This is a genomic window from Sphingorhabdus sp. (assembly GCF_044338195.1).
Lineage (GTDB): Bacteria > Pseudomonadota > Alphaproteobacteria > Sphingomonadales > Sphingomonadaceae > Sphingorhabdus_B.
In genome coordinates this window covers 44245-71168 of sequence record NZ_JBIIMC010000009.1, presented here as the reverse complement: position 1 = coordinate 71168, position 26924 = coordinate 44245, and the positions used below count along the sequence as shown (strand labels likewise).

The 26924-nt window shown below is 55.1% G+C and carries 29 protein-coding genes, 1 tRNA gene and 1 pseudogene; 15 read left to right on the top strand and 16 right to left on the bottom strand.

Annotated features, from left to right (window positions below; translation table 11 throughout):
* Positions 1-255 (top strand): annotated as a pseudogene (locus ACIQZK_RS04425) (tryptophan--tRNA ligase); the annotation flags it as partial.
* A gap of 100 nt (positions 256-355) precedes the next feature.
* Positions 356-1012: a DUF4136 domain-containing protein gene (locus ACIQZK_RS04420; RefSeq protein ID WP_397575073.1), complete on the top strand. Its 657-nt coding sequence runs from the start codon at positions 356-358 to the stop codon at positions 1010-1012.
* Positions 1013-1055: 43 nt separating this feature from the next.
* On the opposite strand, the gene ACIQZK_RS04415 is transcribed toward ACIQZK_RS04420, so the two are convergent.
* From ACIQZK_RS04415 to mutM, 4 genes are all read right to left on the bottom strand, one after another.
* The gene (locus tag ACIQZK_RS04415; protein WP_397575072.1) at positions 1056-2027 is read right to left on the bottom strand and encodes a hypothetical protein; all 972 of its coding nucleotides are present in this window, start codon (positions 2025-2027) and stop codon (positions 1056-1058) included.
* Positions 2028-2212: 185 nt separating this feature from the next.
* Complete coding sequence (gene dnaA, locus ACIQZK_RS04410; RefSeq protein ID WP_395637763.1) at positions 2213-3616, bottom strand: chromosomal replication initiator protein DnaA; 1404 nt, start codon at positions 3614-3616, stop codon at positions 2213-2215.
* Between the two features lie 472 nt (positions 3617-4088).
* Entirely contained in the window at positions 4089-4352 is a 264-nt protein-coding gene (rpsT, locus tag ACIQZK_RS04405; protein WP_183941705.1) for a 30S ribosomal protein S20, read from the bottom strand.
* Positions 4353-4460: 108 nt separating this feature from the next.
* The gene (mutM, locus tag ACIQZK_RS04400) at positions 4461-5273 is read right to left on the bottom strand and encodes a bifunctional DNA-formamidopyrimidine glycosylase/DNA-(apurinic or apyrimidinic site) lyase (protein ID WP_397575071.1); all 813 of its coding nucleotides are present in this window, start codon (positions 5271-5273) and stop codon (positions 4461-4463) included.
* A 229-nt stretch (positions 5274-5502) separates the two neighbouring features.
* Between mutM and ACIQZK_RS04395 the strand changes: the two genes are divergently transcribed.
* Genes ACIQZK_RS04395 through ACIQZK_RS04365 form a run of 7 tightly spaced genes read left to right on the top strand, consistent with a single transcriptional unit; the run spans position 5503 to position 10843 of the window.
* Positions 5503-6234 carry a class I SAM-dependent methyltransferase gene (locus tag ACIQZK_RS04395; RefSeq protein WP_183941707.1) on the top strand — a complete coding sequence of 244 codons (732 nt, stop codon included), beginning with the start codon at positions 5503-5505 and terminating at the stop codon, positions 6232-6234.
* A gap of 11 nt (positions 6235-6245) precedes the next feature.
* Positions 6246-7790: a 2-polyprenylphenol 6-hydroxylase gene (ubiB, locus tag ACIQZK_RS04390; RefSeq protein WP_397575070.1), complete on the top strand. Its 1545-nt coding sequence runs from the start codon at positions 6246-6248 to the stop codon at positions 7788-7790.
* A 31-nt stretch (positions 7791-7821) separates the two neighbouring features.
* Entirely contained in the window at positions 7822-8067 is a 246-nt protein-coding gene (locus ACIQZK_RS04385; protein ID WP_397575069.1) for a type II toxin-antitoxin system CcdA family antitoxin, read from the top strand.
* Positions 8067-8363: a CcdB family protein gene (locus ACIQZK_RS04380; RefSeq protein WP_397575068.1), complete on the top strand. Its 297-nt coding sequence runs from the start codon at positions 8067-8069 to the stop codon at positions 8361-8363. The genes ACIQZK_RS04385 and ACIQZK_RS04380 overlap by 1 nt, the downstream gene beginning before the upstream one ends.
* 5 nt (positions 8364-8368) lie before the next feature.
* On the top strand, positions 8369-9652 hold the full coding sequence (locus ACIQZK_RS04375; protein ID WP_397575067.1) for a bifunctional phosphopantothenoylcysteine decarboxylase/phosphopantothenate synthase: 1284 nt from the start codon (positions 8369-8371) through the stop codon (positions 9650-9652).
* Positions 9633-10082, top strand: coding sequence for a dUTP diphosphatase (gene dut, locus ACIQZK_RS04370; RefSeq protein ID WP_183941711.1), 450 nt, complete (start codon positions 9633-9635; stop codon positions 10080-10082). The genes ACIQZK_RS04375 and dut overlap by 20 nt, the downstream gene beginning before the upstream one ends.
* Complete coding sequence (locus ACIQZK_RS04365) at positions 10079-10843, top strand: HesA/MoeB/ThiF family protein (RefSeq protein ID WP_397575066.1); 765 nt, start codon at positions 10079-10081, stop codon at positions 10841-10843. The genes dut and ACIQZK_RS04365 overlap by 4 nt, the downstream gene beginning before the upstream one ends.
* On the opposite strand, the gene ACIQZK_RS04360 is transcribed toward ACIQZK_RS04365, so the two are convergent.
* The gene (locus tag ACIQZK_RS04360) at positions 10832-11539 is read right to left on the bottom strand and encodes an NAD-dependent deacylase (protein ID WP_397575065.1); all 708 of its coding nucleotides are present in this window, start codon (positions 11537-11539) and stop codon (positions 10832-10834) included. The genes ACIQZK_RS04365 and ACIQZK_RS04360 overlap by 12 nt on opposite strands.
* A 94-nt stretch (positions 11540-11633) precedes the next feature.
* On the opposite strand from ACIQZK_RS04360, the gene dapB reads away from it, so the two are divergent.
* The 3 genes from dapB to ACIQZK_RS04345 are packed head-to-tail and all read left to right on the top strand — an operon-like array spanning position 11634 to position 13456.
* Entirely contained in the window at positions 11634-12368 is a 735-nt protein-coding gene (gene dapB, locus ACIQZK_RS04355; RefSeq protein WP_397575064.1) for a 4-hydroxy-tetrahydrodipicolinate reductase, read from the top strand.
* On the top strand, positions 12365-13051 hold the full coding sequence (gene nth / locus ACIQZK_RS04350; RefSeq protein ID WP_397575063.1) for an endonuclease III: 687 nt from the start codon (positions 12365-12367) through the stop codon (positions 13049-13051). The genes dapB and nth overlap by 4 nt, the downstream gene beginning before the upstream one ends.
* A 15-nt stretch (positions 13052-13066) precedes the next feature.
* Entirely contained in the window at positions 13067-13456 is a 390-nt protein-coding gene (locus tag ACIQZK_RS04345; protein WP_397575062.1) for a hypothetical protein, read from the top strand.
* Between the two features lie 124 nt (positions 13457-13580).
* On the opposite strand, the gene ACIQZK_RS04340 is transcribed toward ACIQZK_RS04345, so the two are convergent.
* Genes ACIQZK_RS04340 through ACIQZK_RS04330 form a run of 3 tightly spaced genes read right to left on the bottom strand, consistent with a single transcriptional unit; the run spans position 13581 to position 16542 of the window.
* A complete protein-coding gene (locus tag ACIQZK_RS04340) occupies positions 13581-14354 on the bottom strand; it encodes an enoyl-CoA hydratase (protein WP_397575061.1) in 774 nt (257 codons plus the stop codon).
* A complete protein-coding gene (locus ACIQZK_RS04335) occupies positions 14351-15400 on the bottom strand; it encodes an enoyl-CoA hydratase/isomerase family protein (RefSeq protein ID WP_397575060.1) in 1050 nt (349 codons plus the stop codon). Before ACIQZK_RS04335 ends, ACIQZK_RS04340 begins: the two co-directional genes overlap by 4 nt.
* Entirely contained in the window at positions 15397-16542 is a 1146-nt protein-coding gene (locus tag ACIQZK_RS04330) for an acyl-CoA dehydrogenase family protein (RefSeq protein ID WP_397575059.1), read from the bottom strand. Before ACIQZK_RS04330 ends, ACIQZK_RS04335 begins: the two co-directional genes overlap by 4 nt.
* 196 nt (positions 16543-16738) lie before the next feature.
* On the opposite strand from ACIQZK_RS04330, the gene ACIQZK_RS04325 reads away from it, so the two are divergent.
* The 3 genes from ACIQZK_RS04325 (at position 16739) to ACIQZK_RS04315 (ending at position 19144) form a co-directional block, all read left to right on the top strand.
* Positions 16739-16815, top strand: a tRNA-Arg gene (locus ACIQZK_RS04325).
* A gap of 353 nt (positions 16816-17168) precedes the next feature.
* Positions 17169-17729: a hypothetical protein gene (locus ACIQZK_RS04320; RefSeq protein ID WP_397575058.1), complete on the top strand. Its 561-nt coding sequence runs from the start codon at positions 17169-17171 to the stop codon at positions 17727-17729.
* A gap of 545 nt (positions 17730-18274) precedes the next feature.
* Positions 18275-19144 carry a response regulator gene (locus ACIQZK_RS04315; RefSeq protein WP_397575057.1) on the top strand — a complete coding sequence of 290 codons (870 nt, stop codon included), beginning with the start codon at positions 18275-18277 and terminating at the stop codon, positions 19142-19144.
* Between the two features lie 17 nt (positions 19145-19161).
* Here ACIQZK_RS04315 and ACIQZK_RS04310 read toward each other — a convergent pair whose 3' ends face one another.
* The 8 genes from ACIQZK_RS04310 to ACIQZK_RS04275 form a co-directional block, all read right to left on the bottom strand.
* Positions 19162-20724, bottom strand: a complete 1563-nt coding sequence (locus ACIQZK_RS04310; protein WP_397575056.1) for an ATP-binding protein — start codon at positions 20722-20724, stop codon at positions 19162-19164.
* Between the two features lie 3 nt (positions 20725-20727).
* Positions 20728-21273, bottom strand: a complete 546-nt coding sequence (locus ACIQZK_RS04305) for a heme NO-binding domain-containing protein (RefSeq protein WP_397575055.1) — start codon at positions 21271-21273, stop codon at positions 20728-20730.
* 12 nt (positions 21274-21285) lie between these two features.
* Entirely contained in the window at positions 21286-21522 is a 237-nt protein-coding gene (locus ACIQZK_RS04300; RefSeq protein ID WP_397575054.1) for a hypothetical protein, read from the bottom strand.
* Positions 21523-21642: 120 nt separating this feature from the next.
* Positions 21643-22320: a hypothetical protein gene (locus tag ACIQZK_RS04295; RefSeq protein ID WP_397575053.1), complete on the bottom strand. Its 678-nt coding sequence runs from the start codon at positions 22318-22320 to the stop codon at positions 21643-21645.
* Positions 22321-22526: 206 nt separating this feature from the next.
* Positions 22527-23645: an acyl-CoA dehydrogenase family protein gene (locus ACIQZK_RS04290; protein ID WP_397575052.1), complete on the bottom strand. Its 1119-nt coding sequence runs from the start codon at positions 23643-23645 to the stop codon at positions 22527-22529.
* 88 nt (positions 23646-23733) lie between these two features.
* Positions 23734-25359: an alkaline phosphatase D family protein gene (locus ACIQZK_RS04285; protein WP_397575051.1), complete on the bottom strand. Its 1626-nt coding sequence runs from the start codon at positions 25357-25359 to the stop codon at positions 23734-23736.
* A gap of 112 nt (positions 25360-25471) precedes the next feature.
* Positions 25472-26281: a tryptophan 2,3-dioxygenase gene (locus ACIQZK_RS04280; protein WP_397575050.1), complete on the bottom strand. Its 810-nt coding sequence runs from the start codon at positions 26279-26281 to the stop codon at positions 25472-25474.
* A gap of 17 nt (positions 26282-26298) precedes the next feature.
* Complete coding sequence (locus ACIQZK_RS04275; RefSeq protein ID WP_397575049.1) at positions 26299-26895, bottom strand: TetR family transcriptional regulator C-terminal domain-containing protein; 597 nt, start codon at positions 26893-26895, stop codon at positions 26299-26301.
* Positions 26896-26924: the final 29 nt, after the last annotated feature.

Sequence of the window (26924 nt, the reverse complement as noted above, 5' to 3'; positions counted from 1 at the left end):
ATTTACGCCGCCTTTGCCGAAGAGACCGTCGAGGCAACATTATCGCGTTTTGGTGGTCAGGGCTTTGGCGCATTCAAACCAGCATTGGCCGAAATCGTCATTGAACATCTGCGTCCCATTTCGGAGCGCTTCGCCGTTCTGAAGGATGATCACGAGCAAATCGACGCTGCGCTTGCCAAGGGGGCAGCGAAAGCGCGTGAACTTGGCGGGCCAACGTTAAAGGCAGCGTACGCTGCGCTTGGCCTCCTGCGCTAAATTGTGCTCTGATACCGTTCAACCACAGTTCAGCGAAACTATCCTAAACAAAACGCGTTATGCTATGGACGGCGCTCGGTCGCTGCTTTGAGGATTTGAAATGATGAAAAAGGTCGCAACTTTTCTTGCTCCCATAGCATTGCTGGCACTTGGTGCCTGTGCAACACCGTTTAACGCTGACGTTTCGCGGTTTCAGCAATTGCCCGCGCCGCAGGGCCAGACCTTTGTGATCCGCGCGGCCAACCCGGACAATGCAGGCGGCATTGAATTTGGCCAATATGCGGCATTGGTGGCAAGCGAGCTTCAGGAAATCGGTTATGTGCCCGCGTCGGGCGCAAATGCCGATATGACCGTCTCGCTCGATTATGCGGTCGATCAGGGCAAGGAGCGCAACATCGTTCGCCAAGATCCGTTTTATGACCCTTATTGGGGCTTTGGCAGCTTTTACAGGCCCTATGTCGTGCGCACCCGTCGCGGCGCGCGCTACGTCGTCGGCTATTATGATCCATTCCTGTATAGCGGCTTCAACCGCCCCTATGAAATCGACAGCTTCACAGTGTACACTGCGAACCTCGACATGAAGATTGACCGTAATGGCGACGGCAAGCGTTTGTTTGAAGGCAAGGCGGAAGCCAAGTCACGGTCAAACAAGCTGCCTTATCTGGTGCCAAATCTGGTTGAGGCGATGTTTACAGGATTTCCCGGCAATGGCGGCGAAACGGTCCGTATCTCGGTTGCGCCAGAGGAAAAGCGCTAACGCTTTCAACTCAGCTCGGCGCAAAATCGGCTAAGGTTGCGGATCAGACCCCGCAACTCAGCTCGGTTTGGCCATAGGCCGTGCCCTCACCGCGGGTGCCGGATATGCCGGCGTACAGTTCAGTTGCCTTGAATATGCCATCGGGCCCGATGTTAAATCCATTGTCCCGAAAAACGGCGATGACCTTCGCTGGCGGGTCCGCGAAATATAGCGACTGCGATTCATAATGCTGCCCCAGCGCCGTGAGCGATAATCCATCAAATGAACGCCGCAGGCGCACATAGCTGCTTTTGCCTTCGACCTTGGCATAGGCTTTTTCGCGTGCAGCCTCATTAGGATATTCTTTGGCTTCCAATGCTTGCCATTGCGCCCGAAGCCGCGCGCCAATTTTGGTAAATTCCCCGCCAATTTCGCCGCTAAAGGCGCATGTTTGCGGATTAAAGCCAATGGCAATCGGCTTGCCGCCCAAGCGCGCCAATATGGATTTTCCATCGGCCAGATAGCCGTAGCGATTATCCGGAAGCTTCACCTCAATGAAGTCGTCGGCGGTAAGGCCAACCAATTTCAGTGTGGTGTCTGCGCGCACACGATCCATCAGCGCGCTGTCCGGCGCCGTCGTCGCCCACACATCAACGGGCATATCAACAACCCATGATTGATCGTTCAACAAGGTAACAAGCTCGGGTGGTTTTGACGGTGAAAGATTGACCATCGCGATGAAGCCATTGCCGTCGCTCAATGCAATCCAGCCATCGCCGGGCGCTGAACCCGGCTGAACGAGGCCCGTCACTTGCGACCCGCGCGGCAATTTGCCCAATATCACGCTGTCAGACGTGCTCGGCTTGTCGCGAATATTCGCTTCGGTCATTGTGAAGAAAATTTCGGCCGCGGCAGTCGCGCTTGTGCTCTGCTCGGCTGTAGGTGTTACCGAACCGTTCTGCATGTCATCAAGGACGAACAGCCAGAAATATAAACCCGCAAAAACCAGCAGAATAGCAAGGGCCTTGCCCGGCATTGCCCATGAACGTTTAGCAGTAGCCCGGGACGCAGGTCGCGCTTTGAGCGATGCCCCGCACTGGCCACAAAATAGCGCGCGAACGGCATTTGCCGACCCGCATGACGCACAAGATTGTCCCATTGCACCCTCTCCGAATCCCTATCAGTGGATAGGCTCTGGAAAGGATGTTGAAAAGAGGTGGATTACGCTTCGAGCTGACGGAGCAGCGCGCGGACATCATTGTCCATGTCGCTGTCCTGCTGACGCAAGCCTTCGACCAAGCGCACGGCGTGAATCACCGTCGAATGGTCACGTCCGCCAAATTTGCGTCCGATTTCCGGATAGCTGCGTGGTGTCATGACCTTGGCGAGATACATGGCGACCTGACGCGGGCGGACAACGGCGCGCGCACGGCGCTTCGATGACATTTCGCTCCGGTCGATGCGATAATATTCGCATACCGCACGCTGGATTTCATCGATTGTGATACGGCGGCGGCAAGCGCTCAAAATATCTTTCAGCTGCTCTTCAGCCAACGTCCGGGTCACTGGCTTGCCAGTCAACTGGGCATATGCCAGCAGCTTGTTCAGGCCACCTTCGAGTTCGCGCACATTGCGGCTAATGGTGCGGGCCAGAAATTCGATCACATCTTCACCAACTTGTGCTTCAGGCATATTGGCAAGGCGTTGTTCGAGAATCAGGCGGCGCAGTTCAAGGTCCGCTGGTTGAATGTCCGCGACCAGACCCATCGACAGACGCGACAGGATACGCTGATCAACGCCGTCAAGCGCTTGTGGCGCACGGTCGGCAGCAACGACGAGGCGTTTGCCGGCGCCGATGATGGCGTCGATGGTGTGGAGGAACTCTTCCTGCGTCGATACTTTGCCAATGATGAACTGAATATCGTCAATCAACAGGACATCGACCGCACGCAAGCGCGCCTTGAACTCCATGACTTCCTTGCGCCGCATCGCGGTCACAAATTCCATCATGAACTTTTCCGCAGACATATAGATGATCTGCGCGTCGGGGTTCACTTCGGCATAAGCATGACCGATGGCATGCATCAGGTGGGTTTTGCCCTGACCCGTCGCCGCTTGAAGATATAGGGGATTGAAAAGCGGCTTGTCTTTCGACGCCACGCGTTCTGCCGCGCTGAGCGCGAGAACATTGGTTTGGCCTTTGACGAAGTTCGCAAATGTCATGCGCGGGTCAAGTGCCGAACGTGGCGGCAGAGCGTCGTTCGCAGCTTGCGCGACAATGCGTTCCGCGTTTGTGGATGCACGGAGCAATTCGACGCGCGGTGCACCGGGGCGTGTGCGGATTTTCAGCTGCTTCACGCTGCTATTGGTGCTCGACCACGCCAAACGCAGGCGATCGGCATAATGATCAGACACCCAGCTTGCGGAAAAATCGGAAGGCAAAAGAAGTTCGAGCGTACCCGTCAGGTCACAAAAGTCGCCAAGCGTGATCGAGCGAATCCATTGGCCATATATTTGCGCGCCCAAATCGCGGCGCAAGCCGGATGAGATTGTCTGCCAATCGGCATCAAAATGGGATTTCAACGTCAGACTGGCGTTTTCGCCATGTGGTTGATCGAATGTCATCTGCGATACTGCTTTATCTTCGGCCAACGTGCCTGCCCCCAATTTTCCACCCCATCCAGACCAACACAACCGCGCGCTATCTGCCCACATGCGAAGCACACAGACCGTCACTGTGCATTTGTTGCCAAATGCAGCAGTCGCGATGTCCGATTCTCCATGTGAGGCACTGCCCGACTGTCGTCATGCATTGCTGGAAACAGTTTCTTAGACCGCTCGAAACGAGTCGATCAAGTGCAGCGCTGCAAAAAAAATGAAATAAATGGCATTGACTCGGCAACAGCCAAGCAAATGCGTTAATTAATTTGTAAGTATCTAATTTTGCTCACTTTTTTGCAAGAACGCCTGTGGATATCCGCCGAATCGCGGGAAATCCGTCGCCTTTGCCTTTGTGACAGTGGGCAATAAAAAACCCGCCGGGATAATGGCGGGTTTCAAATTTTAAGGCTGGACCAGCCAGCCTGTGAAATATGGGTTAAGCGAGACCGCCAACCGCCTTTGTGAGGCGACCAAATTTGCGCGATGCTGTGTTCTTATGCAGAACACCCTTGGATACGCCACGCGCCAATTCAGGCTGTGCAGCAGCGAGAGCAGCAGCGGCTGCCGACTTGTCACCGAGTTCAATCGCCGACTCAACCTTTTTGATAAAGGTACGGATGCGGCTGACGCGTGCGCCATTGACTTCGGTGCGACGCGCATTGCGACGGATACGCTTTTTTGCTTGCGGCGTATTGGCCATTTTTATCCTCGAATTTCGATATTTGCGGAGACGTCTTTATGAAACACGTCCGTTGAAGGAGCGGCCCTTAACCCTGCCCAACAGATTCGTCAACCTCGAAATACCGCACTATCGCTGACATTTCGCGCAGTAAAAGGTCGAGCGTCCCGAATCAACGCGCCGTTGAACCGGTGCTCCGCAACCACAGTCCTGCCCTTCGCGGCCATAGACGCGCCAATCCTTGGCAAAGTAGCCCAGTTCCCCGTCCGGTGCGGCAAAGTCACGCAAGGTCGATCCGCCAGCCGCGATGGCTGCCGCCAACACCTCTTTGATCGCCGCAACAAGCCGGACAAGCCGGGGCTTGCTAATTGAGCTGGCTGGCGCCCGCGGATCAATGCCCGCCATGTGCAGCGCCTCGCACACATAAATATTGCCCAAGCCCGCGACGATTTTCTGGTTGAGCAACATCGCCTTGATCGGAGCCTTGCGGTCATGCAGCGCGTCGCGCAGCACAGTTGCATCAAATGCCGGCGACAATGGCTCCGGACCCATTTTTTCAAAAAAGCGATAACTGTCCAATTGGGGCGAATCGATAATATCGAGCGAACCAAAGCGGCGGTGGTCATTCAAAGCCACAACCCGGCCGCTGGCTGTTTCCAATATGAAATGGTCATGCTTTTCGATTTCCGCAGGATCAACACGCCACCGTCCGGACATGCCCAAATGGAATATCAACGTATCCTCGCGATCGGTATGGATAAGGCCATATTTGGCGCGCCGCCCAAGCGTATCGATTCGCGCGCCCGTCAGCCGCTGACGCAGATCGACCGGGATGGGCCAACGCAAGTCTGCACGGCGCGGTTCCGCGCGGACGATCATCTCGCCTTCAAGCACCGAACGCAGCCCGGCGACTGTGGTTTCCACTTCAGGTAATTCTGGCATAACGTTTTGCACCCAGGGTCAGGACCTATTAAATGCACCATCGCGGCGCCCTTCGGATTTGGCCCATATTGTCCATAGCTGCGTTGGCAAGCTTGGACTTAGAACCACTAAGTCCGGCGCTTACCGCCTTGCACTGAACAATATGACCTCAAACCGCGAAGGTGCATTTAATAGGTCCTGGCCCTAACAGCCTTTGCGGCTGGCGCAACAATCGGCTAGAGGCTGCAGAATGAATGATACGGTATCCTTTGGCTATGAACAGGTTAGCCCTGAAGAAAAGACAAAACGCGTAGGCGGCGTCTTTTCCAATGTCGCGCGCAAATATGACATCATGAATGATGCGATGTCCGGCGGCATGCACCGGTTGTGGAAAGACACCTTTGTGCGCCGGGTAAAGCCGCGCGAGGGCGAAGATATCCTCGATATGGCGGGCGGAACGGGCGACATCGCTTTCCGCATGGAAAAATCAGGCGCGCAGGTCACCGTATCCGACATTAATGAAGACATGTTGGACGTCGGTATGGAGCGCGCGATGAAGCGCGGGATCGACAGCCTGATCTGGTCGCCGCAAAACGCCGAAACACTCAGCTTTCCCGATGCGCATTTTGATGCCTACACAATTGCTTTTGGCATCCGCAACGTCACCGACATTCCCAAGGCGCTGCGCGAGGCACATCGCGTGCTGCGTTATGGTGGGCGCTTCTTCTGCCTCGAATTTTCGACCGTTGAATGGCCTGGGCTTGCACAAATTTACGACGTCTATTCGGACAAGCTTGTCCCTAAGCTCGGCAAAGCCATTGCGGGTGATGAGGACAGCTATAGATATCTCGTCGAATCGATCCGCCGTTTCCCCGACATGCAAAACTTTAAGCGCATGATTGGCGAAGCGGGCTTTGTGCAAACGAAGGTAGAACCCATTTTGGGCGGACTTGTAGCCATTCATAGCGGCTGGAAGGTTTAACTTCCGCGCTGATGACCCGTCCCGCAACCCATATTTTCCGCTTGCTCAAATGGGGCCGCATTCTTGCGCGGCACGGCGCGCTGCGCGGTATCGAAGCGGACCGGAACACGCCGCCGCAAGTCAAGCGGCTGTGCCGTATCGCCCGCATCGGAACGCGCCAGCCCAAGGTGCCTGATTATGCCGGCGCCTTTCGCGCCATTGGCCCTGCCGCCATTAAGCTTGGGCAAACGCTTGCGACCCGCCCTGATATCATCGGTGAAGAAGCTGCCCGCAATCTGCTGTCGCTTCAGGATCAGTTACCGCCAGCGCCGTTCGATCTTGTTTATGCACAGATCGACAGCAGCTTAAATAAACCCGCTGCAGAGCTGTTTGAATATATCGACCCCGTGCCCGTAGGCGCAGCCTCCATCGCACAGGTGCACCGTGCAAGGACTACCGAAGGCACGGACGTCGCCGTCAAAGTCCTTCGTCCGGGCATTCGCGAACAATTTGCCCGCGACATCGAAACCTATGAATGGGCCGCAGCGCATCTGGAAGCATTGGGCGGCGAAGCTGCGCGCTTGCGACCGCAACTTGTCATTGCAAACCTGAAACGCTGGACGCTGCGCGAGCTCGATTTACGCCGCGAAGCCGCGAGCGCGTCAGAGCTGAAAGATGCCATGGTCGCCGTGGACGGCTATACTATCCCTGCCATTGACTGGGACCGGACATCTGGCCGCGTGCTCACACTTGAATGGGTCGACGGCGTCAAGATCGCTGATATCGATGCGTTAAAAGCCGCTGGCCACGATCTGAATAAAATGGCCGAAAAGCTGGTGCTGACATTTTTGCGGCAGGCGATTTCGGAAGGTTTCTTCCACGCCGACATGCATCAGGGCAATTTGTTCGTGCAGGCAGACGGCACCATAGTCGCCATCGATTTCGGCATCATGGGCCGCATCAACCGGCAAGCCCGTTTCTGGCTTGCCGAAATCCTCTACGGATTGACCACCGGCAATTACAAGCGCGTCGCTGAAATCCATTTCGAAGCGCAATATGTGCCGAGCTATCATAATGTCGATGAATTCGCGACAGCCCTGCGCGCTGTTGGCGAGCCGACACGCGGCAAGCCCGTGAGCGAATTGTCAGTAGGGCAAATGCTCGACAGCCTGTTCGCCATCACCCGCGACTTTGACATGCAAACGCAGCCGCATTTGCTGTTGTTACAAAAGACGATGGTCATGGTCGAAGGCATTGCGACCTCGCTGAACCCAAGCATCAACATGTGGGATGTCGCTGCACCCTATGTGCGCGAATGGATTCGCGGAGAGCTTGGCCCCGAAGCCATGCTCGCCGACGGTATTCGTAAGCAAGCCGAGACCTTGCAGATGATACCCGACATCATTCGCCGCTTGGACGAACAACTTCCCCGCAAGGGCGGCGCGCCGGAACCACCCCCGCTTCCACCCGTACAGCTGATTTGGGAACGTAAGGGCAAAAGCAACGGCTGGCGCTACCTTATGGTGGCCATACTGGCAGGCGTCATTGGGGTCGCGGGCACTATCGCGTTTACTTGACCCACATATTGATTGCGCATATGCTATGCACATGAACAAACCCTCACGCTTTAACGCCCCAAAGCGCGCCACAAATGTGAGCTTGCCCGGTGATATGGTGGACGAAGCCAAGCGACTTGGCATCAATGTCTCGCAAGCTTGCGAAACCGGGCTGCAGGAACAGGTGCGTAAAGCATTGGGCGAAGAGTGGAAGCGCGATAACCGGCAGGCGATTGAAGGCTGGAACAAATGGGTTGCCGAAAACGGCATGCCATATGATGAATTTCGCCAATTTTAATGGCACGCTTTGACATTTATAGAGGTTCGCATGCGGGCAGCCTGTTGCTGGATATCCAGTCAGATTTGCTAGATGAATTTGGCAGTCGGGTGGTTGTGCCACTCATACCAGCAGAAGGCGTGCAGTCCGTATCGCGCCTGCATCCCGAATTTGTGATTAATGATAAAACATATATTATGTCGACGCACCTGATCTTCGCCATTCCTGTTGATAGACTTGGTGCAAAAATCGGCTCTTTGGCACAGGAAGATTTAGTCATTACGTCAGCCGTCGATAAACTATTCAGCGGATATTGAAGCCCATGACCCAACCCCGCGTCCTCTTGATCGTTAGTGGCGGCATCGCTGCTTACAAAGCGCTGGAACTTGTGCGCTTGCTAAAGCGTCAGGGTGTTGCCGTGCGCGCGGTGATGACGAAAAGTGCGGCTGAGTTTGTCACGCCGCTTTCGATGGGCGTCATGACCGAAGACCAAGTATATGGCGACATGTTCGACCTGAAGGAAGAACGCGAAATCGGGCATATTCAGCTCAGCCGTCAGGCCGACCTTGTGGTGATTTGTCCTGCCACTGCCAATATCCTTGCCAAGATGGCCGCTGGCATCGCTGATGATTTGGCGACCACCATTTTGCTCGCGACGGACAAGCCCGTTCTGGCGGTTCCGGCGATGAATGTCCGCATGTGGAACCACCCCGCGACACAGCGCAACTTGGCGCAGCTGCGCGCCGATGGCGTGCACATCATGAACCCGGATGAAGGCGCAATGGCCTGCGGCGAATTCGGCCCCGGCCGCCTGCCCGAACCGCCCGCCGTTGCCGAACAGATTTGCGGCATGCTGGGCGTGCCCTTCAATACGCAGCTGGCGTCAGGCCGTTCACCGACCACCATGCCAAGCGCGACGCCGCTTACCGCGCAACCCGATTTTGCCGATGCCGGACATCGTCCGTTGTTTGGCAAACGCATCCTTGTGACCGCTGGACCAACGCATGAGGCGATCGATCCCGTGCGCTACATCGCCAACCGCTCATCGGGGCGTCAGGGTTTTGCCATTGCGGCGGCAGCGGCTGATCTGGGGGCTGAGGTCACCCTGATAGCTGGCCCCGTGCATCTGCCAACGCCGCCCGGTGTCTTGCGCATTGATATCGAAACCGCGCTGGAGATGCAGGCCGAGGTTGAGAAAGCCCTGCCCGTCGACGCCGCAATCATGGTTGCCGCTGTCGCCGACTGGCGCGCCGCACAAGCGCCGGACCAGAAGATCAAGAAAGATGGCCATGCCATTCCGCCGCTCGCATTGACCGAAAACCCGGACATTCTTGCAAGCCTGGCCATGCACAAACAACGTCCGAAACTCGTGATCGGCTTTGCCGCAGAGACCGAAAATATCATCGCCCATGCGCAGGCCAAGCTTGCGAAGAAAGGCTGTGACTGGATTGTCGCCAACGATGTGTCAGGCGATGTCATGGGCGGTGCGAACAACGCCTTTCACATCGTAACGAAGGCAGGCGTTGATAGCTGGCTGGAAAGCCCCAAGGACGTTATCGCACGAAAATTGATGGAGAAGGTCGCCGATGAGCTCGCAAAAAGTTGAAGTGCGCGTCAAGCGCCTGAACCATGGCGCGGGCTTGGCTTTGCCGGCATATGCGACATCGGGCGCGGCCGGCATGGACATTTGCGCCGCCGAAAGCCTGAACCTGCGCGCGGGCAAGCGCCATGCGGTCGCAACCGGCTTCGCCTTTGCCATTCCCGACGGATATGAAGTGCAAGTGCGCCCGCGGTCGGGCCTTGCGCTGAAGCATGGGATAACCTGCCTCAACACACCCGGAACCATCGACAGCGATTATCGCGGCGAAGTGAAGGTCATTCTGGCCAATCTCGGCGAAGATGATTTCATGATCAACAAAGGCGACCGGATTGCACAGATTGTGGTGGCACCTGTTACCCACGGCCATTTGGTCGAGGTGGATGACCTGGACGAAACCGTGCGTGGCGCTGGGGGTTTCGGCTCAACAGGCGTATGACGCTTAGCGATCAACAGCTGGACCGTTATGCCCGCCATATTGTGTTGCGGGACATTGGCGGCGCGGGCCAGAGCAAATTATTGTCGAGCCATGTCCTGCTCATCGGCGCAGGCGGCATTGGCTGTCCGGCAATCCAATATCTCGCGGCAGCGGGCGTCGGAACCATCAGCGTTGTCGATGATGATGTCGTGGCCCTGTCCAATCTCCAGCGTCAGATTTTATACAGCGACCATGATATTGGCACCGCCAAGGTGGATGCGGCTGGCGCGGCAGCGGCGCGGCTAAACCCCGACATCACCTTCAACGCGAACGCCCAGCGGATTGGCAAAGACACCGGCGCCGACATAATGGCGGGCGTCGATGTTGTAATTGATGGCAGCGACAATTTCACCACGCGCCTGATCGTCAATGACCTGTGCCTTGCGGCAAAGGTGCCATTGGTCAGCGCCGCGATTGGGCAGTTTCACGGACAGATTGGCACATTCACAGGATGGCAGGCAGACGCGCCATGCTATCGCTGCTTTGTCGGTGATGCGCACGACCCTGATGATTGCGACGATTGCGCCACACAAGGCGTTCTGGGCGCGATGTGCGGGCTTATGGGCAGCTTTGCGGCGATGGAGGCGATACGCACGCTGACGGGCTTTGGAGAGCCGCAGCAGGGCAAGCTGCACCTGTTCGACGGACTAACGCCATCGATGCGGTCGATCAAATTGCCGAAAGACCCGGCCTGCTCCAGCTGCAGTGGCTTAACTGCTTAACAGCTCCTCCACCCATTTTGGAACAAGCTCCGTCGCCGGGCCATGGCGCGATTCATTGAACCAAGAACTGCCGTGCGATGGTTCAAGGTTCAGCTCCAATGTGGCTATGCCGTTTTGACGTGCTTCACGCACAAGACCGGCTGCGGGATAGACTGCGCCTGACGTTCCGATGCTGACGAACAAATCAGCGCGGTTTAACGCATGGTAGATATCACCCATGCGGTAGGGCATTTCGCCGAACCAGACGATGTCCGGCCGCAATTGGCCAGATATGCCGCACGATGGACAAGCTGGCCGGTCAATCAATGTGCCGCGCCAGCCATGGCGAACATCGCAAGCGGTGCACCACGCGTTCAGATGCTCGCCATGCATATGCAGCAAGCGTTTGCTCCCTGCCCGTTCGTGCAAATCGTCGACATTCTGGGTCACCAAAAGCAAATTGCCGCTCCATTCGGCATCGAGCCGCGCCAGCGCATAATGCGCGGCATTTGGCACCACCTGCTGAATGCGTTCGCGGCGCATATCGTAGAAACGCAACACAAGGTCAGGGTCGCGGGCAAAAGCCTCCGGCGTGGCGACATCTTCAACCTTATGCTGTTCCCACAAGCCACCTGCACTGCGAAACGTGTCAATACCGCTCTCCGCGCTGACCCCAGCCCCCGTCAGGATCACGATGTTCTTAATGTCTCGGTTCACATTCATTCCTTCACCGACCCGCTGCGGCCAACGTCGAACACAGCACAACTTGTTTCGGCTCCTTAATATAGTAAGACCCTGAAACAAAATCAGGATGACGGTTATGAAAATAGGTATCATTGGCAGCGCGGGCCGCATGGGGCAGGCTTTGGTCGACGCAATTGCAGCAGATGGTCAGGAATATGCAGGCGGCGTCGACAAAGGCGATGACCTTGCCGCGTTGGTCGCGGCCTGCGATGTACTCGTGGATTTTTCGAGCCCGCATGCGATTGAGGCCAACCTTGATGCATGCGTTGCTGCGGGCAAACCGATTGTCATTGGCACCACCGGACTGGAGGAACGCCACCATTTCCTGATTGACGACGCAGCGCGCGACATTCCAGTTTTGCAGACGGGCAATACATCCTTGGGCGTGACCATGCTGGCCGCGCTTGTGCAGCAGGCCGCACGGCAATTGGGTGACGATTGGGATATCGAAATATTGGAGATGCATCACCGGCATAAGGTCGATGCGCCATCCGGTACCGCCCTGCTGCTGGGCGAGGCCGCAGCCAGCGGACGCGGCATCGATCTCAAGCAACATAGCGACCGTGGCCGCGACGGCATCACTGGCGCGCGCAAAGCCGGCGACATTGGTTTTGCGTCCTTACGCGGCGGCAGCGTCGCGGGTGACCATCATGTCATTTTCGCATCGGAACATGAACGGATCGAGCTGGTCCATCGTGCCGAAGCCCGCGCGATATTCGCGCGCGGCGCGATAAAAGCGGCAACATGGCTAACGCGCCAAAAAGCCGGTCGGTTCACTATGCAGGAAGTGCTTGGTCTTTGAAAAAGGCAGATATCTTCGAATTTTACCGCCGCCTCGCGGAGGCTAATCCTGCGCCTGAAACCGAACTGGCTTACGGCAATGCCTATCAATTGCTTGTTGCCGTTACCTGCTCCGCCCAATCAACCGATGTTGGCGTGAACAAGGCCACCAAGGCGTTGTTTGCGGAGGTCAAGACGCCCGCACAAATGGTGGCGTTGGGGCTAGAAGGGTTGAAGGCGCATATAAAAACCATTGGCCTGTTTAACAACAAAGCCAAAAACGTGATTGCCCTGTCCGAGATATTGGTCCGCGATCATGCAGGTGAAGTCCCTGCCGACCGCGACGCGCTTGAGGCGTTGCCCGGTGTTGGACGCAAGACGGCAAATGTCGTGATGAATACCGCTTTCGGCGCAGAGACCTTTGCCGTCGATACGCATATCTTTCGTGTCGGCAACCGGACCGGAATCGCGCCGGGCAAAACCGTGCTGGCCGTTGAAAAGGCGCTTGATAAGAAAACTCCGCAACCGTTTCGCGTTGGCGCGCATCATTGGCTGATCCTGCACGGCCGATATATCTGCAAGGCGCGCACGCCGGAGTGCTGGCGCTGTCCCGTCGCAGACCTGTGCCGCTTCAAACCAAAAACAGCGCCGCCCAAAATCAAGTCAGCTACAGTTCAGACTGCCCCCGTTAAACCGGCCGCGTGATATTGGAGAGCAAACATGCGTAAAATGCTGCTGATCATTCCTGCTGTCGCTTTGCTTTCGGGCGGCGGCGCAATTGCGCTTTCCCGCGATAAAGCGCCCGAACCCGTCAGAGTGGTGGGCGAACCAAAAAGCTGCGTCACGATATCGCAGATACGGTCAACGAAAGTCATCGATAGCCGCAATATCGATTTTCGCATGGCGGGCGGCAAGACCTATCGTAACACCCTGCCACAAAGCTGCCCCGGTTTGAAATTCGAGGAGCGTTTTTCCTACCGCTCGTCAATCAACCAATTGTGCAGCGTCGATATTGTCCGCGTTTTGCACGACCAAAGCGGCCGACTGTATGAAGGTGCAGGATGCGGGCTCGGCAAATTTCAACAGATAGAGAAGGTGAGCGGCAAATAGCGGCTAACGACATTGCATACCTCGTCATCCTGAACTTGTTTCAGGATAACAAATCACCGTCGAATGTTATCCTGAAACAAGTTCAGGATGACGAGACCGAGAAGCTTATCGCGCGACTGAAGCCCTACTTCCCTGTCCAATTCCCCGGACGCTTCTCAACAAAGGCGGCCATGCCCTCTTTCTGATCTTCGGTGCCGAACAGACCGTGGAACAGGCGGCGTTCGAACAGGACGCCTTGCTGCAATGTTGTTTCGAATGCAGCGTTGACCATTTCCTTGCACGCGAGCGCAGCCAATGGCGCCATGCCCGCGATGGCGGTCGCAGTTTTGATGGCTTCATCCACCAGATCTGCCGCAGGAACAACCTTCGCAACCAACCCAGAACGTTCGGCCTCAAGTGCGTCCATCATGCGGCCCGTCAGGCACATTTCCATCGCCTTTGCCTTGCCAATCGCCCGCGTTAGTCGTTGCGAACCGCCCATGCCGGGGGTGACCGCAAGTTTGATTTCAGGCTGCCCGAATTTTGCATTGTCGCCGGCAATGATGAAGTCGGCCATCATGGCCAATTCGCAGCCACCACCAAGCGCAAAGCCGTTCACCGCCGCAATCCATGGCTTGCGGGTCGCGGTCACGCGGTCATAGCCTGCGAAAAAGTTGTGGCCATACATGTCCGCAAAGGACTGGCTTTGCATTTCCTTAATGTCCGCGCCCGCCGCAAATGCCTTTTCGCTGCCGGTCAGCACGGCACAACGTTGGCTGTCATCGGCATCGAAAGCCGCAAATGCGGCAATCAGGTCCGCCAACACTTGGCTATTCAGCGCGTTCAACGCCTGCGGACGGTTGAGCGTAATGAGCGTCACCGCACCGCGTTGTTCGACCAATATCGTTTCGTAGCTCATAGCGGCTTCCATTCTTCTTGTGCGGGTAATGGGGCAAAGATCGCATCGATAAGCGCGTCAGTCACGCCTTCGGCTGTCGCAGGATCCCATTTGGGGCTATTGTCTTTATCCACGATCACGGCCCGCACGCCTTCAGCGAAGTCGGGGCGCACAAGCACGCGGCTGGCGATACGATATTCCATGGCCATATTATCGGCAAAGTCGGTGAGCTTCAGGCTCTCGGCCAATTGGCGAAGCGCAACTTTGCAGGTTTGCGGGCTTTTGCTCCGCAAAGTCGCAAGCTCTTTCATCGCCCAATCGCTTTCATCGCCTTCCAAGCTTGCGAGAATATCCTCCAGCCTATCAGACGCAAAATGGCGGTTGATCTGGACTATTGTCTCGACGATTTTGGAATCTGGCGGCGTGACCGACAAGGTTCCCAAAATGCCGTCAATCCGTTCGACATCCTCGGTCGCGATCCGCGACTTCGCCTCAGCAAGAACATCGCTCGTCAAATAATGTGTCGCCAGCCCAAGCGCGAGACAGCCTGCACCTGCGATACGCGCGCCGGTAAGCGCTAGAAACTGGCCAACGCGTCCCTCAAGCCGCGAAAGATACCATCCACCGCCAACATCGGGAAACAAACCAATGCCTGTTTCAGGCATGGCAAACTTTGTGTTCTCGGTCGCCACGCGGAAACGCGCAGGTTGGCTGATGCCAACGCCGCCACCCATACATATACCGTCCATGAACGCCACAACCGGCTTGGGATAATTAATCAGCAAATGGTTCAGTTGATATTCGTCGTGGAAGAATTTTAGGCCCGACACGCCGCCGTCGTTCATGGCCGAATTGCGCAAAAAGGCTATATCGCCACCCGCACAAAAACCGCGTCCGTCGGCATGATCAATAACCACGCACTTCACCGCAGGATCGTCCCGCCATTCCAGCAATGCCTGCGTCATGGCATGCACCATCGGCAATGTCAGCGCGTGGAGCGCCGATGGCCGGTTCAAGCTAATGAAACCGGCATGTCCTTCGACCTTAAGCAAAATATCATCGGTCATTGGCGTAACAAATCCCGACCGATAATCATGCGCATGACCTGATTGGTGCCTTCTAAAATCGAATGCACCCGCAAGTCGCGCCAGAAACGCTCAATGGGATAATCGCGTAAATAACCATAGCCGCCGAAAAGCTGCAGCGCTTTGTTCACTATCTCGCTTCCGCTGTCTGTCGACAGCCGCTTCGCCATCGCCGAAAAACGCGACTTGTCCGGTGCGTTCGCCGTGACCTTGGCGGCAGCGATGTAGAGCAATGCCCGCGCGGCTTCCAAATCGGTGGCCATGTCGGCGAGCATGAATTGCGTATTCTGAAAATCGGCGACGGGTTGGCCAAATTGCTGACGCTCTTTGGTGTATGCAATCGCCTCATCCAGACAACGCTGCGCGCCGCCCAACGAGCATGCACCGATGTTCAAGCGCCCGCCATCCAAGCCCATCATGGCAAAGCGGAAACCGTCCCCTTCCGCGCCCACGCGGTTGGCCACCGGCACGCGGCAATCTTCGAAGATGACTTGCGCCGTGGGCGAAGCGTTCCAGCCAAGCTTTTTCTCTGGCGCGCCGAAGCTCAATCCCGGCGTATCCTTGTCAACAACAAGGCATGTGACTCCCTTGGTCTTTTCTTCGCCTGTCCGGACCATGACAACATAGACGTCATTATAACCCGCTCCCGAAATGAACTGCTTCGTGCCGTTTAAGACATAATATTCACCATCGCGCCGCGCACTTGTCTTCAGCGCTGCCGCGTCGGAACCGCTGCCGGGTTCCGTCAGGCAGTAGCTTGCGATTTTCTCCATCGACACAAGGTCGGGCAAATAACGCGCCTTAAGCTCCGCGCTGCCAAAGCAATCGATCATCCACGCAGCCATATTATGGATGGAAATGAAGGCACTTGTGGCGGGGCAGCCATAGGCCATCGCTTCCATGATCAGCGCTGCTTCCAACCGTCCAAGGCCAGTGCCGCCCGACTCTTCGGACACGTAAATGGCGCCAAAGCCAAGTTCGCCGGCTGCTTTCCAGACATCGACCGGATAATGCGACTTTTCATCCCATTCGGCAGCAAATGGCGTAATCGCGTCCGCGGTGAATTTGCGCGCCATGTCTTGGATGGCAATCTGATCGTCCGTCAATTCAAATTGGTTTTGCATGGCGTTGCCGTAGCATCGCGTTTTTCAGTTATCCAGCCATTAGCTTCAGACTGCGCACATATCGCGTCACCGGGCAAATCCAAGGGCACAATGATGGCTTCTATACGCCGCGGAACGGCGCCCCCTGCCAAAAAAGCGAAGCTGCCCAAAAAAAACTTGGCGCGATGCTGCTCCGCCTGCTAACCGACCGCCACACGCACCCATAGCTCAGCTGGATAGAGCGCTGCCCTCCGAAGGCAGAGGCCAGAGGTTCGAATCCTCTTGGGTGCGCCATTTAAAACATTGATATATAACAATATTTAAACGCAACGATGTGCCAGTTGCGGCTTAAAGTGCGCTTTTTAGCTATGCACAAATCGTGCACACGACCCAGAAAAACATCATAAATTATTGATTAATAACGACTATCTCAATCATTAACCGCCCTCCGAAGGGCGGCGGCAGAACCCCGAATTCACTCACTGCCGCAAAAAGGAAATCGTGATCTATCCAATATTGACGATTTCAATAATAATAAGGCTGACCTGAAATAAATTGACTTTGATGATATTCGGGCGAACACCCGGGCAGAATTAGAAACGCACGACGGTAGAATACTATTTAACAATTTGTACGTCAGGGAAACTATGAAATTATTATTATGTGCAGGCCTTGCTTTAGCAAGCGCACCTGCTTTCGCTCAATCAAACACAACATCGCAACCAGCAACAGCTTCTTTGGCTGCAGAGCCGACAGTTGCAGCAATTGCGCCGCCTAAGGACAATATTCTGCGAGCTGGCACGAGCGTATCGGTTCGCTTGCTCGAAGAACTTACCACTGAACGCAAGGTAGCACGTGTAGGGCAACGCTTTCGAATGGAAGTAGCTGAGAACCTTAACTTGAATGGAAAAATAGTCATTCCATCTGGGTCGCCGGTGCAAGGCGAGATCACCGAAGTTCGTAACAAAGGTATGTGGGGCAAGTCAGGCCACATTACCGCTAGGGTCTTGTACACCACTGTTGGTGGAAGACAGGTAAGACTATCAGGTTCATTTGATGATAAGGGTGTGACCGGAACTGCAGGCGTTGTTGGAGCAATCGTCTTGGTTCCTCTCGCTGGATTTTTCGTCACTGGGACAAGTGCAAGAATCCCTAGTGGATCGGTCGTAAGTGCTTCTCTCGATGAGGACATCGCTGTCCTACCTTAAGGGTAACTAAACGGATCTTAATGTCCTGAAGAATGGACAAGGAAGGTCTGGCGTTTACGGGAGTGCGAAGATCCGCATTCCCGTATTTCGTAAAACCAAACGTCAGAACAGCTGGAGCCAATGGCTGCGTAACTGATCTGAGCGCACTTCAAACAATCCCCAAAAAATCATCTTAAATATCTGTAAAACCAGTGGAATATGACTAATTTTGCACAGCTGAAAAATGCATAAATCGTGCACACGACCCAGAAACACATAATAAGTTATTGATTTATAACAATTATTTTAACCATTAAGTGCCCTCCGAAGGCAGAGGCCAGAGGTTCGGATCCTCTTGGGCGCGCCATTTTATACAATCTTTTACCCCTATTCTGTGTTATACGCTGAGCGCACTTAGAAGATTGGGCGCTTTGCCAGCACCGTTGCATCTGCAAAAACATGGCAGATCGGGTTTGGTAGAACGTAATGATTAAGTTACATTGATGGGAAGCACCACAATTCATAGGTTCAGTACAGCATATTGGCAGGAATAACGGGGACCTTTCATGCACGTCAGCGACTCAAACGGAGAGTTGACCTTCAAACGAACTCCGAAAGGATGCACGGTTCTCGTCGTGGACGATGACCCGATTTGTCTGGATGAATACCGCGATACGATCGTTAATCTGGGCTATGATGTGGTCTGCGCGGGCAATGCGTCAGAAGCGCTCAAGAAGATTTCGGATTCCCAAGATATCGGCATTGTGCTGACCGATTTGGAAATGCCGAGCATGAACGGCATTTCGTTGCTCTCCGAAATTGCGGAGCGGTTTAAACCAAACCGGCCGATAGTAACATTGGTGGTAACGGCCTATTCAAGCCTGGAAGTTGCCACCATGGCAATGCAATCGCAGGCGACCGATTTACTCAGCAAGCCCGTGTCGATGGATGATTTGGCGACCGCACTACGGCGCGCCACCGCCAGTCATTCCGCGTTGGCCAACCTTTTCCAAATCATGGCACTTACCAAGCGCCTGGATCCGCAGGTATCGCAGGACAATGTCGATAAAGACGCGCGGCCAACGCATGAAGATTTGCAAGGTTTCATCCGGCTGCTGTTGAAGTACCAACATAATAAATCGAAATATTTCGACCCCGCTGTGCTGAGTGGTCCTTCGTGGGAAATATTGCTGGACCTCGCAGAAGCAAGCCTGCGTGGCGAGCCTGTGCCCGCATCAAGCGCCTCGGCAACGACCCTCGTTCCCCTCACCACCGCGCTGCGTCATGTAAACCATCTGGTTGAGGCCGGCTTAGTCAAACGCTGGACGGACCCAACAGATAAACGCCGCACATTGCTGGAGCTAGAGCCTGAGGCGCAATCTGCCATGCAGCGCTATCTGGAAAATGCTTGGAAGCTTAAGGCACAAGACGGTTAATCGGGCCGAAGGTTCGTTTAGACTGCGGACGCGACAAGACGCAGTAGTTCGTCGCTATCCATCGGTTTGCGTATGAACATCCAACCGGGTTCAAGCGATGCCGAATCGGGCACATATCCGCTCATCAATATCGTCTTGATCGATGGCTGACTAAGCTTGGCCAGCCTGGCGATTTCCGTGCCGGGTTGCCCGGGCATAACAATATCCGTCAGCAACAGATGATAGGCCTGCTGCTCCAACGCGTGCATGGCCTGTTCCCCTGACGCGCATGGGGTAACCACATAGCCTTCCGCCTCCAGCATTTCGGCCAGTGCCTCAAGCGCGTAAGGTTCGTCCTCGACCAAAAGTATGTGCCGCGTGCGAATGGCTGGTGCGTCAGCGGACTTTACGAATTCAGGGGCCATTTTGGTTTCGGTGGACGGATTTGCCAAGGGCAGATGCAGGTAAACCGTGGTTCCCTCGCCGACCTGCGATTCCAGCCAAACGTCACCGCCCATTTCCTTCGCAAAATCCCGGACGGATGCAAGGCCAAGGCCTGTTCCCTTTGGCTTTGACGAGAATAGCGGCTCAAACGCGCGTGAAAGTAATGCTTCGTTCATTCCGCTGCCACTGTCGGCGACGCAAATGGCAATATATGCGCTTGGTTCCGTGTCACCGCTGTCCGGTTTGCTGGTGGCAAGGCCGCGCGTGATAGATGTTGAAAGCGAGATCAGCCCGCCATGCGGCATCGCCTCACGCGCGTTAATGAGCAGGTTTATAATGCAGTTCAGCAACCCATTATAACTGATAACGCTTTCGGCATTAGCAGCCTGTAAATCGATATCAAAGGTAATGCCCGAACCCACGACGCTATTCAGAAATGTGTCATTTTCCCGAATGAGGTCGTCGATGACGATAGGCAGCAATGTATCCGTTTGCTGTTGTGACAGTCTCATCAGCGACTGCGTAATGTTCGATCCGCGCGCAGCCGTTTCCCGAATTATCTGGGCAAGATTGCTGATTTTTTCATCATGGCCAAATTTACGGAGCAATCGGTCAGCGTTCAACCTGATGATGGACAGCAAATTGTTAAAGTCGTGACCCATATAGCCTGCGACCCGGCCTGTCCGCTCCAGAAGGCTCGCGCTGCGCTCTCTTTCATGGGCCAACTCAATCGCGGTTGCTTGCGGCTCTTCAAGCATGGCCCGTTGCAACGAGATCAGCATAGTACTTAGCACGACAGGGTCGGCATAACCGAAGTCGTTCATATACAAGGTGCCATTGTTCATCGATTCTTCGGACAGAACACGCCGCACTGCCAAGATACAGCCCGTTTTGTCAAAAACCGCTGCGCCGAATAAATGGGTCCTTCCACAGCGCGAAACGAGCCGGATAGGTTTAACGCCCTGTGTGTTGTCGAAAAATTCCTCGATATCGGTATGAACAAAGTCAAACACATCGGTGCATCGCATGCCGATCCGGATATCCGGCATATGTTCAACCACCGATGGCCCCATCGCTTTAATATGAAGCGAGGAGTCCAGACGCAGATATGCTGGCAGGAGGCTGGCAAGCTGCTGCTCCGTAAATGTCAGCAGCACGCGTTAACTTCCGTCTTGATATTGCAGTTCAAAGATGATCGAGTCTGCCTTATGCTCGGCGATCATCACGTCGCCTGTCGCACCAAAGCGTGTAATCAAACCATCGAATAGCCCCAGAACAAATTGCTCCAAACCGGTGCGATCCGACCGATATTCCACCATCAGCTGCCCGGGCGCCTTCGATATTGTGGTGAATGAGGGTAAGCGCGCGCCGGGCATAGCTGCCCCCACCGCAAGATGTAATCTGTCCAGATTTTCAATGAAGCTGGCCAAATCTTGACCCGTGAAATTCATGATCGACGCGAGCGAACCGCGCTCGGCATATTTAATCCAGTAGCGACCAAATTCGAAAAGGCAGGCTTCAACGGATAAGTTCAACCGCGCGGACGCCTCCGAGATAATAGCGATGGTCAAGGCGTCATCATACACCATACCCGTCAGCAGTTCGGTTGGCCCGATACCCAGCTTATGTTCGAGAGCGAGCCAAGCGTCTTCACCCAACTCATCAAAAACCATCTGCCGCACAGCCCGGTGAATCATGCCATACATAATGATTTCCCCTTAACTTTCGCGAGGCATGCCGTCATTTTCATCGCGCCTTTTTAAATCCTGCAAAAGCTTGGTAGCGCGCACGACTTGCTCTTCGATACGCACCATTTTCTCAACAAGATAATCAGAATTCTCACTTGGATGATTTGAAATCCTTGCGCGAATATTACCACAAGACAACCGTATGATGTTTAACGGCTGCATGATTTCATGCAGCGTCTTGCTGTCTAGCTCATTAATTGATTTCATCGATTTAACCGCAAATTGAATAAAAATTTATGAATTTCGAAGCGCTGAATAGGCTGTCGTCGTCGATTTTGCAAACAAATGCCGAGCGGGCGTAGCCCGTGGCGCAGCCGAAAACTGCACTTAAGACGCGATCGTCAGGTCACTATCGTCGTCGGTCAGCAAAATACGCTGAATTTCCTGTTTCGTTTCCTCAGTCAGTTCCAGATATACACGGCGCTGGTCGCGCGGGTCGAAGCGCCGGACAATGATATTTCGTTCGGTCATAATCGCAATGTGCCGCAGCGCTGTTGTGACAGGCGAAAATGACGCTTGGCAGGCGCTGGAAACGCCCGTGTCCAAACCGGAATGCTGCCGAACAAACAGGTCCAAAAGGATGAACCAAGCAGGGTCAGCAAACAGGTTTGCATCTGCAACAAGCCGCGAGCGGCGCTTGGCGATTTCGATAAGGTCGACGGCTTTTTTCACTGCCAGCGTCGTGGCAACGTCGGCTGAATTGGAATCTTCGTCAAATATAGCTGCATCATGCGCATCCGCCTGAAAGGCGAGCAGCATCTTTTCCAGCTGCTTTTGCGTGAACGTAATGGGAACCTCGAAAGTGCGAATCTGGTCGTTGATGTCTAAATCATCTTGGAATTCGACCATTTTTCCCACCGGACGCAAACAAAATAAACCTCGTGGAGCTTTCCCAGACATCCACCAAGGTGATGAAAAATACCGAATCTTAACAACTAAGCATCGATGCGGCGCGCGCTTATCGCTTCGGCTGTGCGCCCTTGAGGTTCGCAAAGAAAATTGCACGGCATATCGCCACCGCTACGAAAGCAAATATAATCATTTTGCCACTATTTATCATTTTTCGATTATATTACAGATGCTTATGATCAGACGTAACCTCATTTGGTTACAATAGTTAGCAAAATATCATAGGGCACAATATGAATGGGCCTTTATCGAGATCGGCGGCAACATGTTGTGTGGTTGCCCCGACAATTTTGACATCATGATTACCCGAGCAACAACGGCGCAAGCTTTGCGCGTTGCCATGCCGCATCACCATATTGTGACGCGTGGAATATCGCGGCACGGCGGTGCAACCCGGCGTCGCAATCATGGGTAAAGCCAAAGCCACCGTGGAATTGGATCGCGCGGTCGGCGGCAAAGCTGTAGGTGCCATCTGCGGCGGCTTTCGCCATCCGCACGGCGATTTCGCCCATCCCCTGATCGCTAAAACTGTTCGCGGCGCTGTACAAATGCGACCGCGCTTTTTCATAGTCGACATAGGCGTCAACGGTCGGATGTTTGAGCGCCTGATACTCGCCAATGATTTTGCCGAATTGTTTGCGCGTTTGCAGATAGCTGACGGTGTAATCGATCACGCTCTGCGCGCCGCCGCACATTTCGGCGCTCTGCAACAGATTGGCGGCCTGCTCGACATGCGCCAATGTGGACGCGGCGCGCGCGACGTCCAGCAATGCGGCGCGGGGCACCGACAGTCCATCGAGCGACACCGCAAAGCTGCGCTTGGTTTCGTCAATGATGGATTCGCGGCGCAGACGGCCAGCGACATCATCCGCGGTCAACGCGACAAGCGCTGCTTTGCCATCAAGCATGACCGATGCGATAATGATATCCGCGCTTTCAGCCCAAAGCACAAACTGCTTTTCACCGGACAACAGGATGCTGTCGCCATCAACCTTGGCCGTCGCGGTGATGTTGAGCAGATCCCAGTCGCCATGCGCTTCGGATAGCGCGAGTGAACCAATGGCCCCTTCGGCAAGCTTTGGCAGCCATTCCGCGCGCTGTGCTTCTGTGCCACCAGCGATGAGCGCTTGCGCAGCCAGCGTGGATGCGACCAACGGCGAAGCCATCAAATGCCGCCCCATTTGTTCCACAACTGGTACGACTTCAGCCATGGTCAGCCCGACGCCATTATGTGCTTCCGGAATGGCGATTGCAGTCCAACCCAAAGCCGCAACTTCAGCCCAGATTTCGGCGTCATAGCCAAGATCGCTTTCCATCAACTTGCGGACGCGATCAATTGGAGATTTGTCACGACAAAAGGTCGTCGCCACATCCAGCAACTCAATCTGCTCTTCGCTATATCCTAAGCCAGGCATCTGCATGTCATTCTCTCCTCGCGCCGTTGCATTCACTATGGCGCGAGGCGATGGACAAAATCAAGGCGATTTAACCGACCGGTTAAATTGCACCTTATGCCTGTTCGAGAACTTTGCGGCCTGGACGGACTTTCATTTTGTGGCCAGCCTTGGTGGCGAGCGAAATGTCTTTCACAGTTTGCATGAACACCCACTCGTTCGTCGCAGCCTGCGGCGTCAGCGCCAAGTGCATGTAACCACGGTTGGATGTGTCCACCCAACGCAATTCCTGCTTATTGCCTTCAAGCAGTCCGCGCGCCACAGTGGACGGATCCGTCCCTTGCGTTGCGCTTTCAAAGCCGGGTGAAGACACGCTGTGGCCTCCAAACTCTACACCGGCGGGTTTGCCACCTTCTGGCAGGTCGTAAGCCCATCCGTTGTGGCTGTCGCCTGTGATCACGACAAGGTTGGCATCGGCGCGCTGCGCAGCGGCCAATATGCGTGAACGCGCCGCAGGATAGCCGCCCCAATTGTCGAGATTGTATGGCAGGCCAGCCTTCGCCGCGGCGATGCCCTGACGCACAAAGTTACGTGTGCGTTCGGGCGCATCTTTCGGGAACCAGTCAATGGCGGATTCTGGGGTGTAGTTATAGCCCATGTTGGTACCCGAGCCCAAGACAGTCCAAGTCGATTTGTTGCGGCCTATGCTGCGCGACAGCCATGCTTCCTGTTCCGAGCCAAACATGGTCATCGACGGATCTTGCCAAGCGCCGTCGCGAAACTCGGCAAAGGCCTTTGCCGGATCTGCCGCGCGCATCAGGTCGCCATGAAAATAGGGCTTGGAGCGCGCGACCGCCCGCGTGTCGGTGCGGTAATAAGTCGCAAGGTCGCCTATTGAATATTCTTTCCAAGGCTGTTCACCGACGGGCAACCATTCGCGCCAGACCTGCATCGCTGCATTGCGACGGGCATTCCAGTCGCCTTCGTCGACGCTATGGTTCTGCGCGCCGCCTTCCCAAGCGTCGTTCGCTGTTTCATGATCGTCGGTATTTACGATCATCGGGAAATTGGCGTGCAGTGCCTGCAATTGCGGATCAGCCCGATAGCTGGAATAGCGCAACCGATAATCCGCCAAAGTCAGAATTTCGTCAGCAGGAAAAATGCGCGCCGCGAATTTCGCGCCGCCATCATAACCACCGCGTCCATATTCATAGATATAGTCGCCCATGTGCAGCACAAGGTCGATGTCGTTGCGTGCTGCGGCATGGCCATATGCGTTGAATTCGCCAAAGCCCAAGTTCGAGCATGAAAATATCGCGATGTTGAAATTCGACGTTTTGCCAACGGGCAATGTCTTCGTGCGGCCAATAGGCGATATGCTGCCGTCGGGCGCAATGAAGCGGAACCAGTGCCATTTGCCGGGCGCGAGATTATCGACCGTAATCTTCACGGTGTGGTCGCGCCAAGGACCCGTTACCATTTGACCGCCGCCCGCAATTTTAGAAAAATCCTGGCTTTCGGAAATTTCGACGCGGACTTTGGATGGACCGCCGGTCGGGTTTACATAACGTGTCCACAACAGCACGGAATCCGGGCCAGGCTCACCACTGGCGACATTGTGCGTAAAACCGGTAAGGCCAAGCAGTGTCTGCGCCATGGCGGCTCCGCCCGGCAGCAATAAGCCGCCAATGCCAAAGCCAGCGGTTGCCAACAAATTGCGACGATTGATAAAAAATGACATCCCGTGCTCCCCCGATGGTCCGATTCAATATACTGCGTATCGCGCTAGTCGGCTGCTGTTGCAACCTTGTGACATGAAATCGGTTCATGCCCGCTGATGATATATGAAGCGGTCACAGTTGCGTGCGCAGCGACCATAATTCGGGAAAGGCGCGCTTGGACACGGTGCCGTTCAAATAGCTGACACCCGCCGTCCCGCCAGTTCCGGTCTTACCGCCAATGATACGCTCGACGGTCAGGACATGCTTGTGCCGCCACGTCGCCATTGCATCGTCCAGATCGACGAGCTTTTCGGCCAACTGGTACAATTCCCAATATGTGTCAGGGTTGCGATAGACCGTGAGAAACGCCGCTTCGACCTCCGGCGAAAACACATGCGCCTCGCTCCAGTCGCGTTCCAACAACGCAGACGGTATGTCGAACCCCGCGCGTGCCAAAGCGGCAATGGCATCATCCCAAATACTTGGGTTCATGAGTGCGTCGGTCATTGCCGCATGCGCATCTGGCCTGTCTTCCTGATATTTCAAAAATGCCGACGCTTTAAGACCGAGCAAATATTCCACTGTGCGGAACTGGTCCGACTGAAAGCCAGAGCTTGGCCCAAGGACATGCCGGAACCGTGTATATTCGGACGGCGTCATCGTCGACAGCACATCCCAGCTGAGCGTCATCACCGCCTGAATACGGCTAACGCGCGCTAACGCCTTATAAGCAGGCACAAGCGCATCGTTCCGAATTTGCGATCGCGCCAGTTGAAGCTCGCGGATGATTTGTTTTAGCCAAAGCTCTTTGGTTTGGTGGATGATGATGAAAAGCATCTCATCATCCAAATCGGACTGCGGATTCTGACAATCCAGAAGTCTGTCGAGCGCGAGGTACCGCGCATAGGTCATTGGGGTATCGGGTTGGGATGTATCGGCCATCCCGCAACCTTACTGTTTCAAATGAAACTATCCACCCACTTTTCGGCCAGTGCCTCGGCTTCAGCAACGCTGAACGGCGCGTTGCCCAAACTCAGTTCCAACCACAAGCCATCGACCAACGCCGTCAGCGCCACCGCGGCGAGCCGTGTATCCTTCGGCGCGTTGGGACAGGCGGATATCAGCCTTTCGATATCCTGTCGGTTTTCGGCGTACAGCTCGTCATGAATTTGTCCAATTATGGGCGACGTTCGCGACAGGCTCCAAAAGGCGAGCCATGTCGCGAGCAAAGCAGGGTCGGCAATGGGTTCCCGAAAACTGGCGGTGATAAACCCCAGCAATCGCCCACGCGGATCTGTTTCGGGAACCATAACAACGGCCGCGTGCATCGCTGCGGAAACGCGTGTCCCCGTCGTCCGATATGTTTCCGCGATCAGCGCATCAATTCCATCGAAATAATGCCGCAACAACCCCGGTGATACGCCAGCTTCCACGCAGATCGCACGTACCGATACGCCCTGCGCTCCATAGGTCGCCAGACAGCGCGCACAGGCCGCGATTAAGGCATCTCTGCGGGTATCAGCGCTTTCGCGGGTGAAGGCTTGTCGGGCGCTCATCGAGTTGTTATACACTCGTATAACAAGGA

Coding starts and splice junctions, on each gene's coding strand:
- ACIQZK_RS04330 (WP_397575059.1), bottom strand. CDS start 16,542: ATGCAAAACCAATTTGAATTGACGGACGATCAGATTGCCATCCAAGAC.
- ACIQZK_RS04415 (WP_397575072.1), bottom strand. CDS start 2,027: ATGCCGGGCAAGGCCCTTGCTATTCTGCTGGTTTTTGCGGGTTTATAT.
- ubiB (WP_397575070.1), top strand. CDS start 6,246: ATGACCCGTCCCGCAACCCATATTTTCCGCTTGCTCAAATGGGGCCGC.
- ACIQZK_RS04275 (WP_397575049.1), bottom strand. CDS start 26,895: ATGAGCGCCCGACAAGCCTTCACCCGCGAAAGCGCTGATACCCGCAGA.
- ACIQZK_RS04385 (WP_397575069.1), top strand. CDS start 7,822: ATGAACAAACCCTCACGCTTTAACGCCCCAAAGCGCGCCACAAATGTG.
- ACIQZK_RS04365 (WP_397575066.1), top strand. CDS start 10,079: ATGACGCTTAGCGATCAACAGCTGGACCGTTATGCCCGCCATATTGTG.
- ACIQZK_RS04300 (WP_397575054.1), bottom strand. CDS start 21,522: ATGAAATCAATTAATGAGCTAGACAGCAAGACGCTGCATGAAATCATG.
- ACIQZK_RS04285 (WP_397575051.1), bottom strand. CDS start 25,359: ATGTCATTTTTTATCAATCGTCGCAATTTGTTGGCAACCGCTGGCTTT.
- ACIQZK_RS04395 (WP_183941707.1), top strand. CDS start 5,503: ATGAATGATACGGTATCCTTTGGCTATGAACAGGTTAGCCCTGAAGAA.
- mutM (WP_397575071.1), bottom strand. CDS start 5,273: ATGCCAGAATTACCTGAAGTGGAAACCACAGTCGCCGGGCTGCGTTCG.
- ACIQZK_RS04290 (WP_397575052.1), bottom strand. CDS start 23,645: ATGCAGATGCCTGGCTTAGGATATAGCGAAGAGCAGATTGAGTTGCTG.
- rpsT (WP_183941705.1), bottom strand. CDS start 4,352: ATGGCCAATACGCCGCAAGCAAAAAAGCGTATCCGTCGCAATGCGCGT.
- ACIQZK_RS04375 (WP_397575067.1), top strand. CDS start 8,369: ATGACCCAACCCCGCGTCCTCTTGATCGTTAGTGGCGGCATCGCTGCT.
- dut (WP_183941711.1), top strand. CDS start 9,633: ATGAGCTCGCAAAAAGTTGAAGTGCGCGTCAAGCGCCTGAACCATGGC.
- ACIQZK_RS04315 (WP_397575057.1), top strand. CDS start 18,275: ATGCACGTCAGCGACTCAAACGGAGAGTTGACCTTCAAACGAACTCCG.
- ACIQZK_RS04340 (WP_397575061.1), bottom strand. CDS start 14,354: ATGAGCTACGAAACGATATTGGTCGAACAACGCGGTGCGGTGACGCTC.
- ACIQZK_RS04280 (WP_397575050.1), bottom strand. CDS start 26,281: ATGGCCGATACATCCCAACCCGATACCCCAATGACCTATGCGCGGTAC.
- dnaA (WP_395637763.1), bottom strand. CDS start 3,616: ATGACATTCGATCAACCACATGGCGAAAACGCCAGTCTGACGTTGAAA.
- ACIQZK_RS04345 (WP_397575062.1), top strand. CDS start 13,067: ATGCGTAAAATGCTGCTGATCATTCCTGCTGTCGCTTTGCTTTCGGGC.
- ACIQZK_RS04380 (WP_397575068.1), top strand. CDS start 8,067: ATGGCACGCTTTGACATTTATAGAGGTTCGCATGCGGGCAGCCTGTTG.
- ACIQZK_RS04320 (WP_397575058.1), top strand. CDS start 17,169: ATGAAATTATTATTATGTGCAGGCCTTGCTTTAGCAAGCGCACCTGCT.
- dapB (WP_397575064.1), top strand. CDS start 11,634: ATGACGGTTATGAAAATAGGTATCATTGGCAGCGCGGGCCGCATGGGG.
- ACIQZK_RS04335 (WP_397575060.1), bottom strand. CDS start 15,400: ATGACCGATGATATTTTGCTTAAGGTCGAAGGACATGCCGGTTTCATT.
- ACIQZK_RS04305 (WP_397575055.1), bottom strand. CDS start 21,273: ATGTATGGCATGATTCACCGGGCTGTGCGGCAGATGGTTTTTGATGAG.
- ACIQZK_RS04420 (WP_397575073.1), top strand. CDS start 356: ATGATGAAAAAGGTCGCAACTTTTCTTGCTCCCATAGCATTGCTGGCA.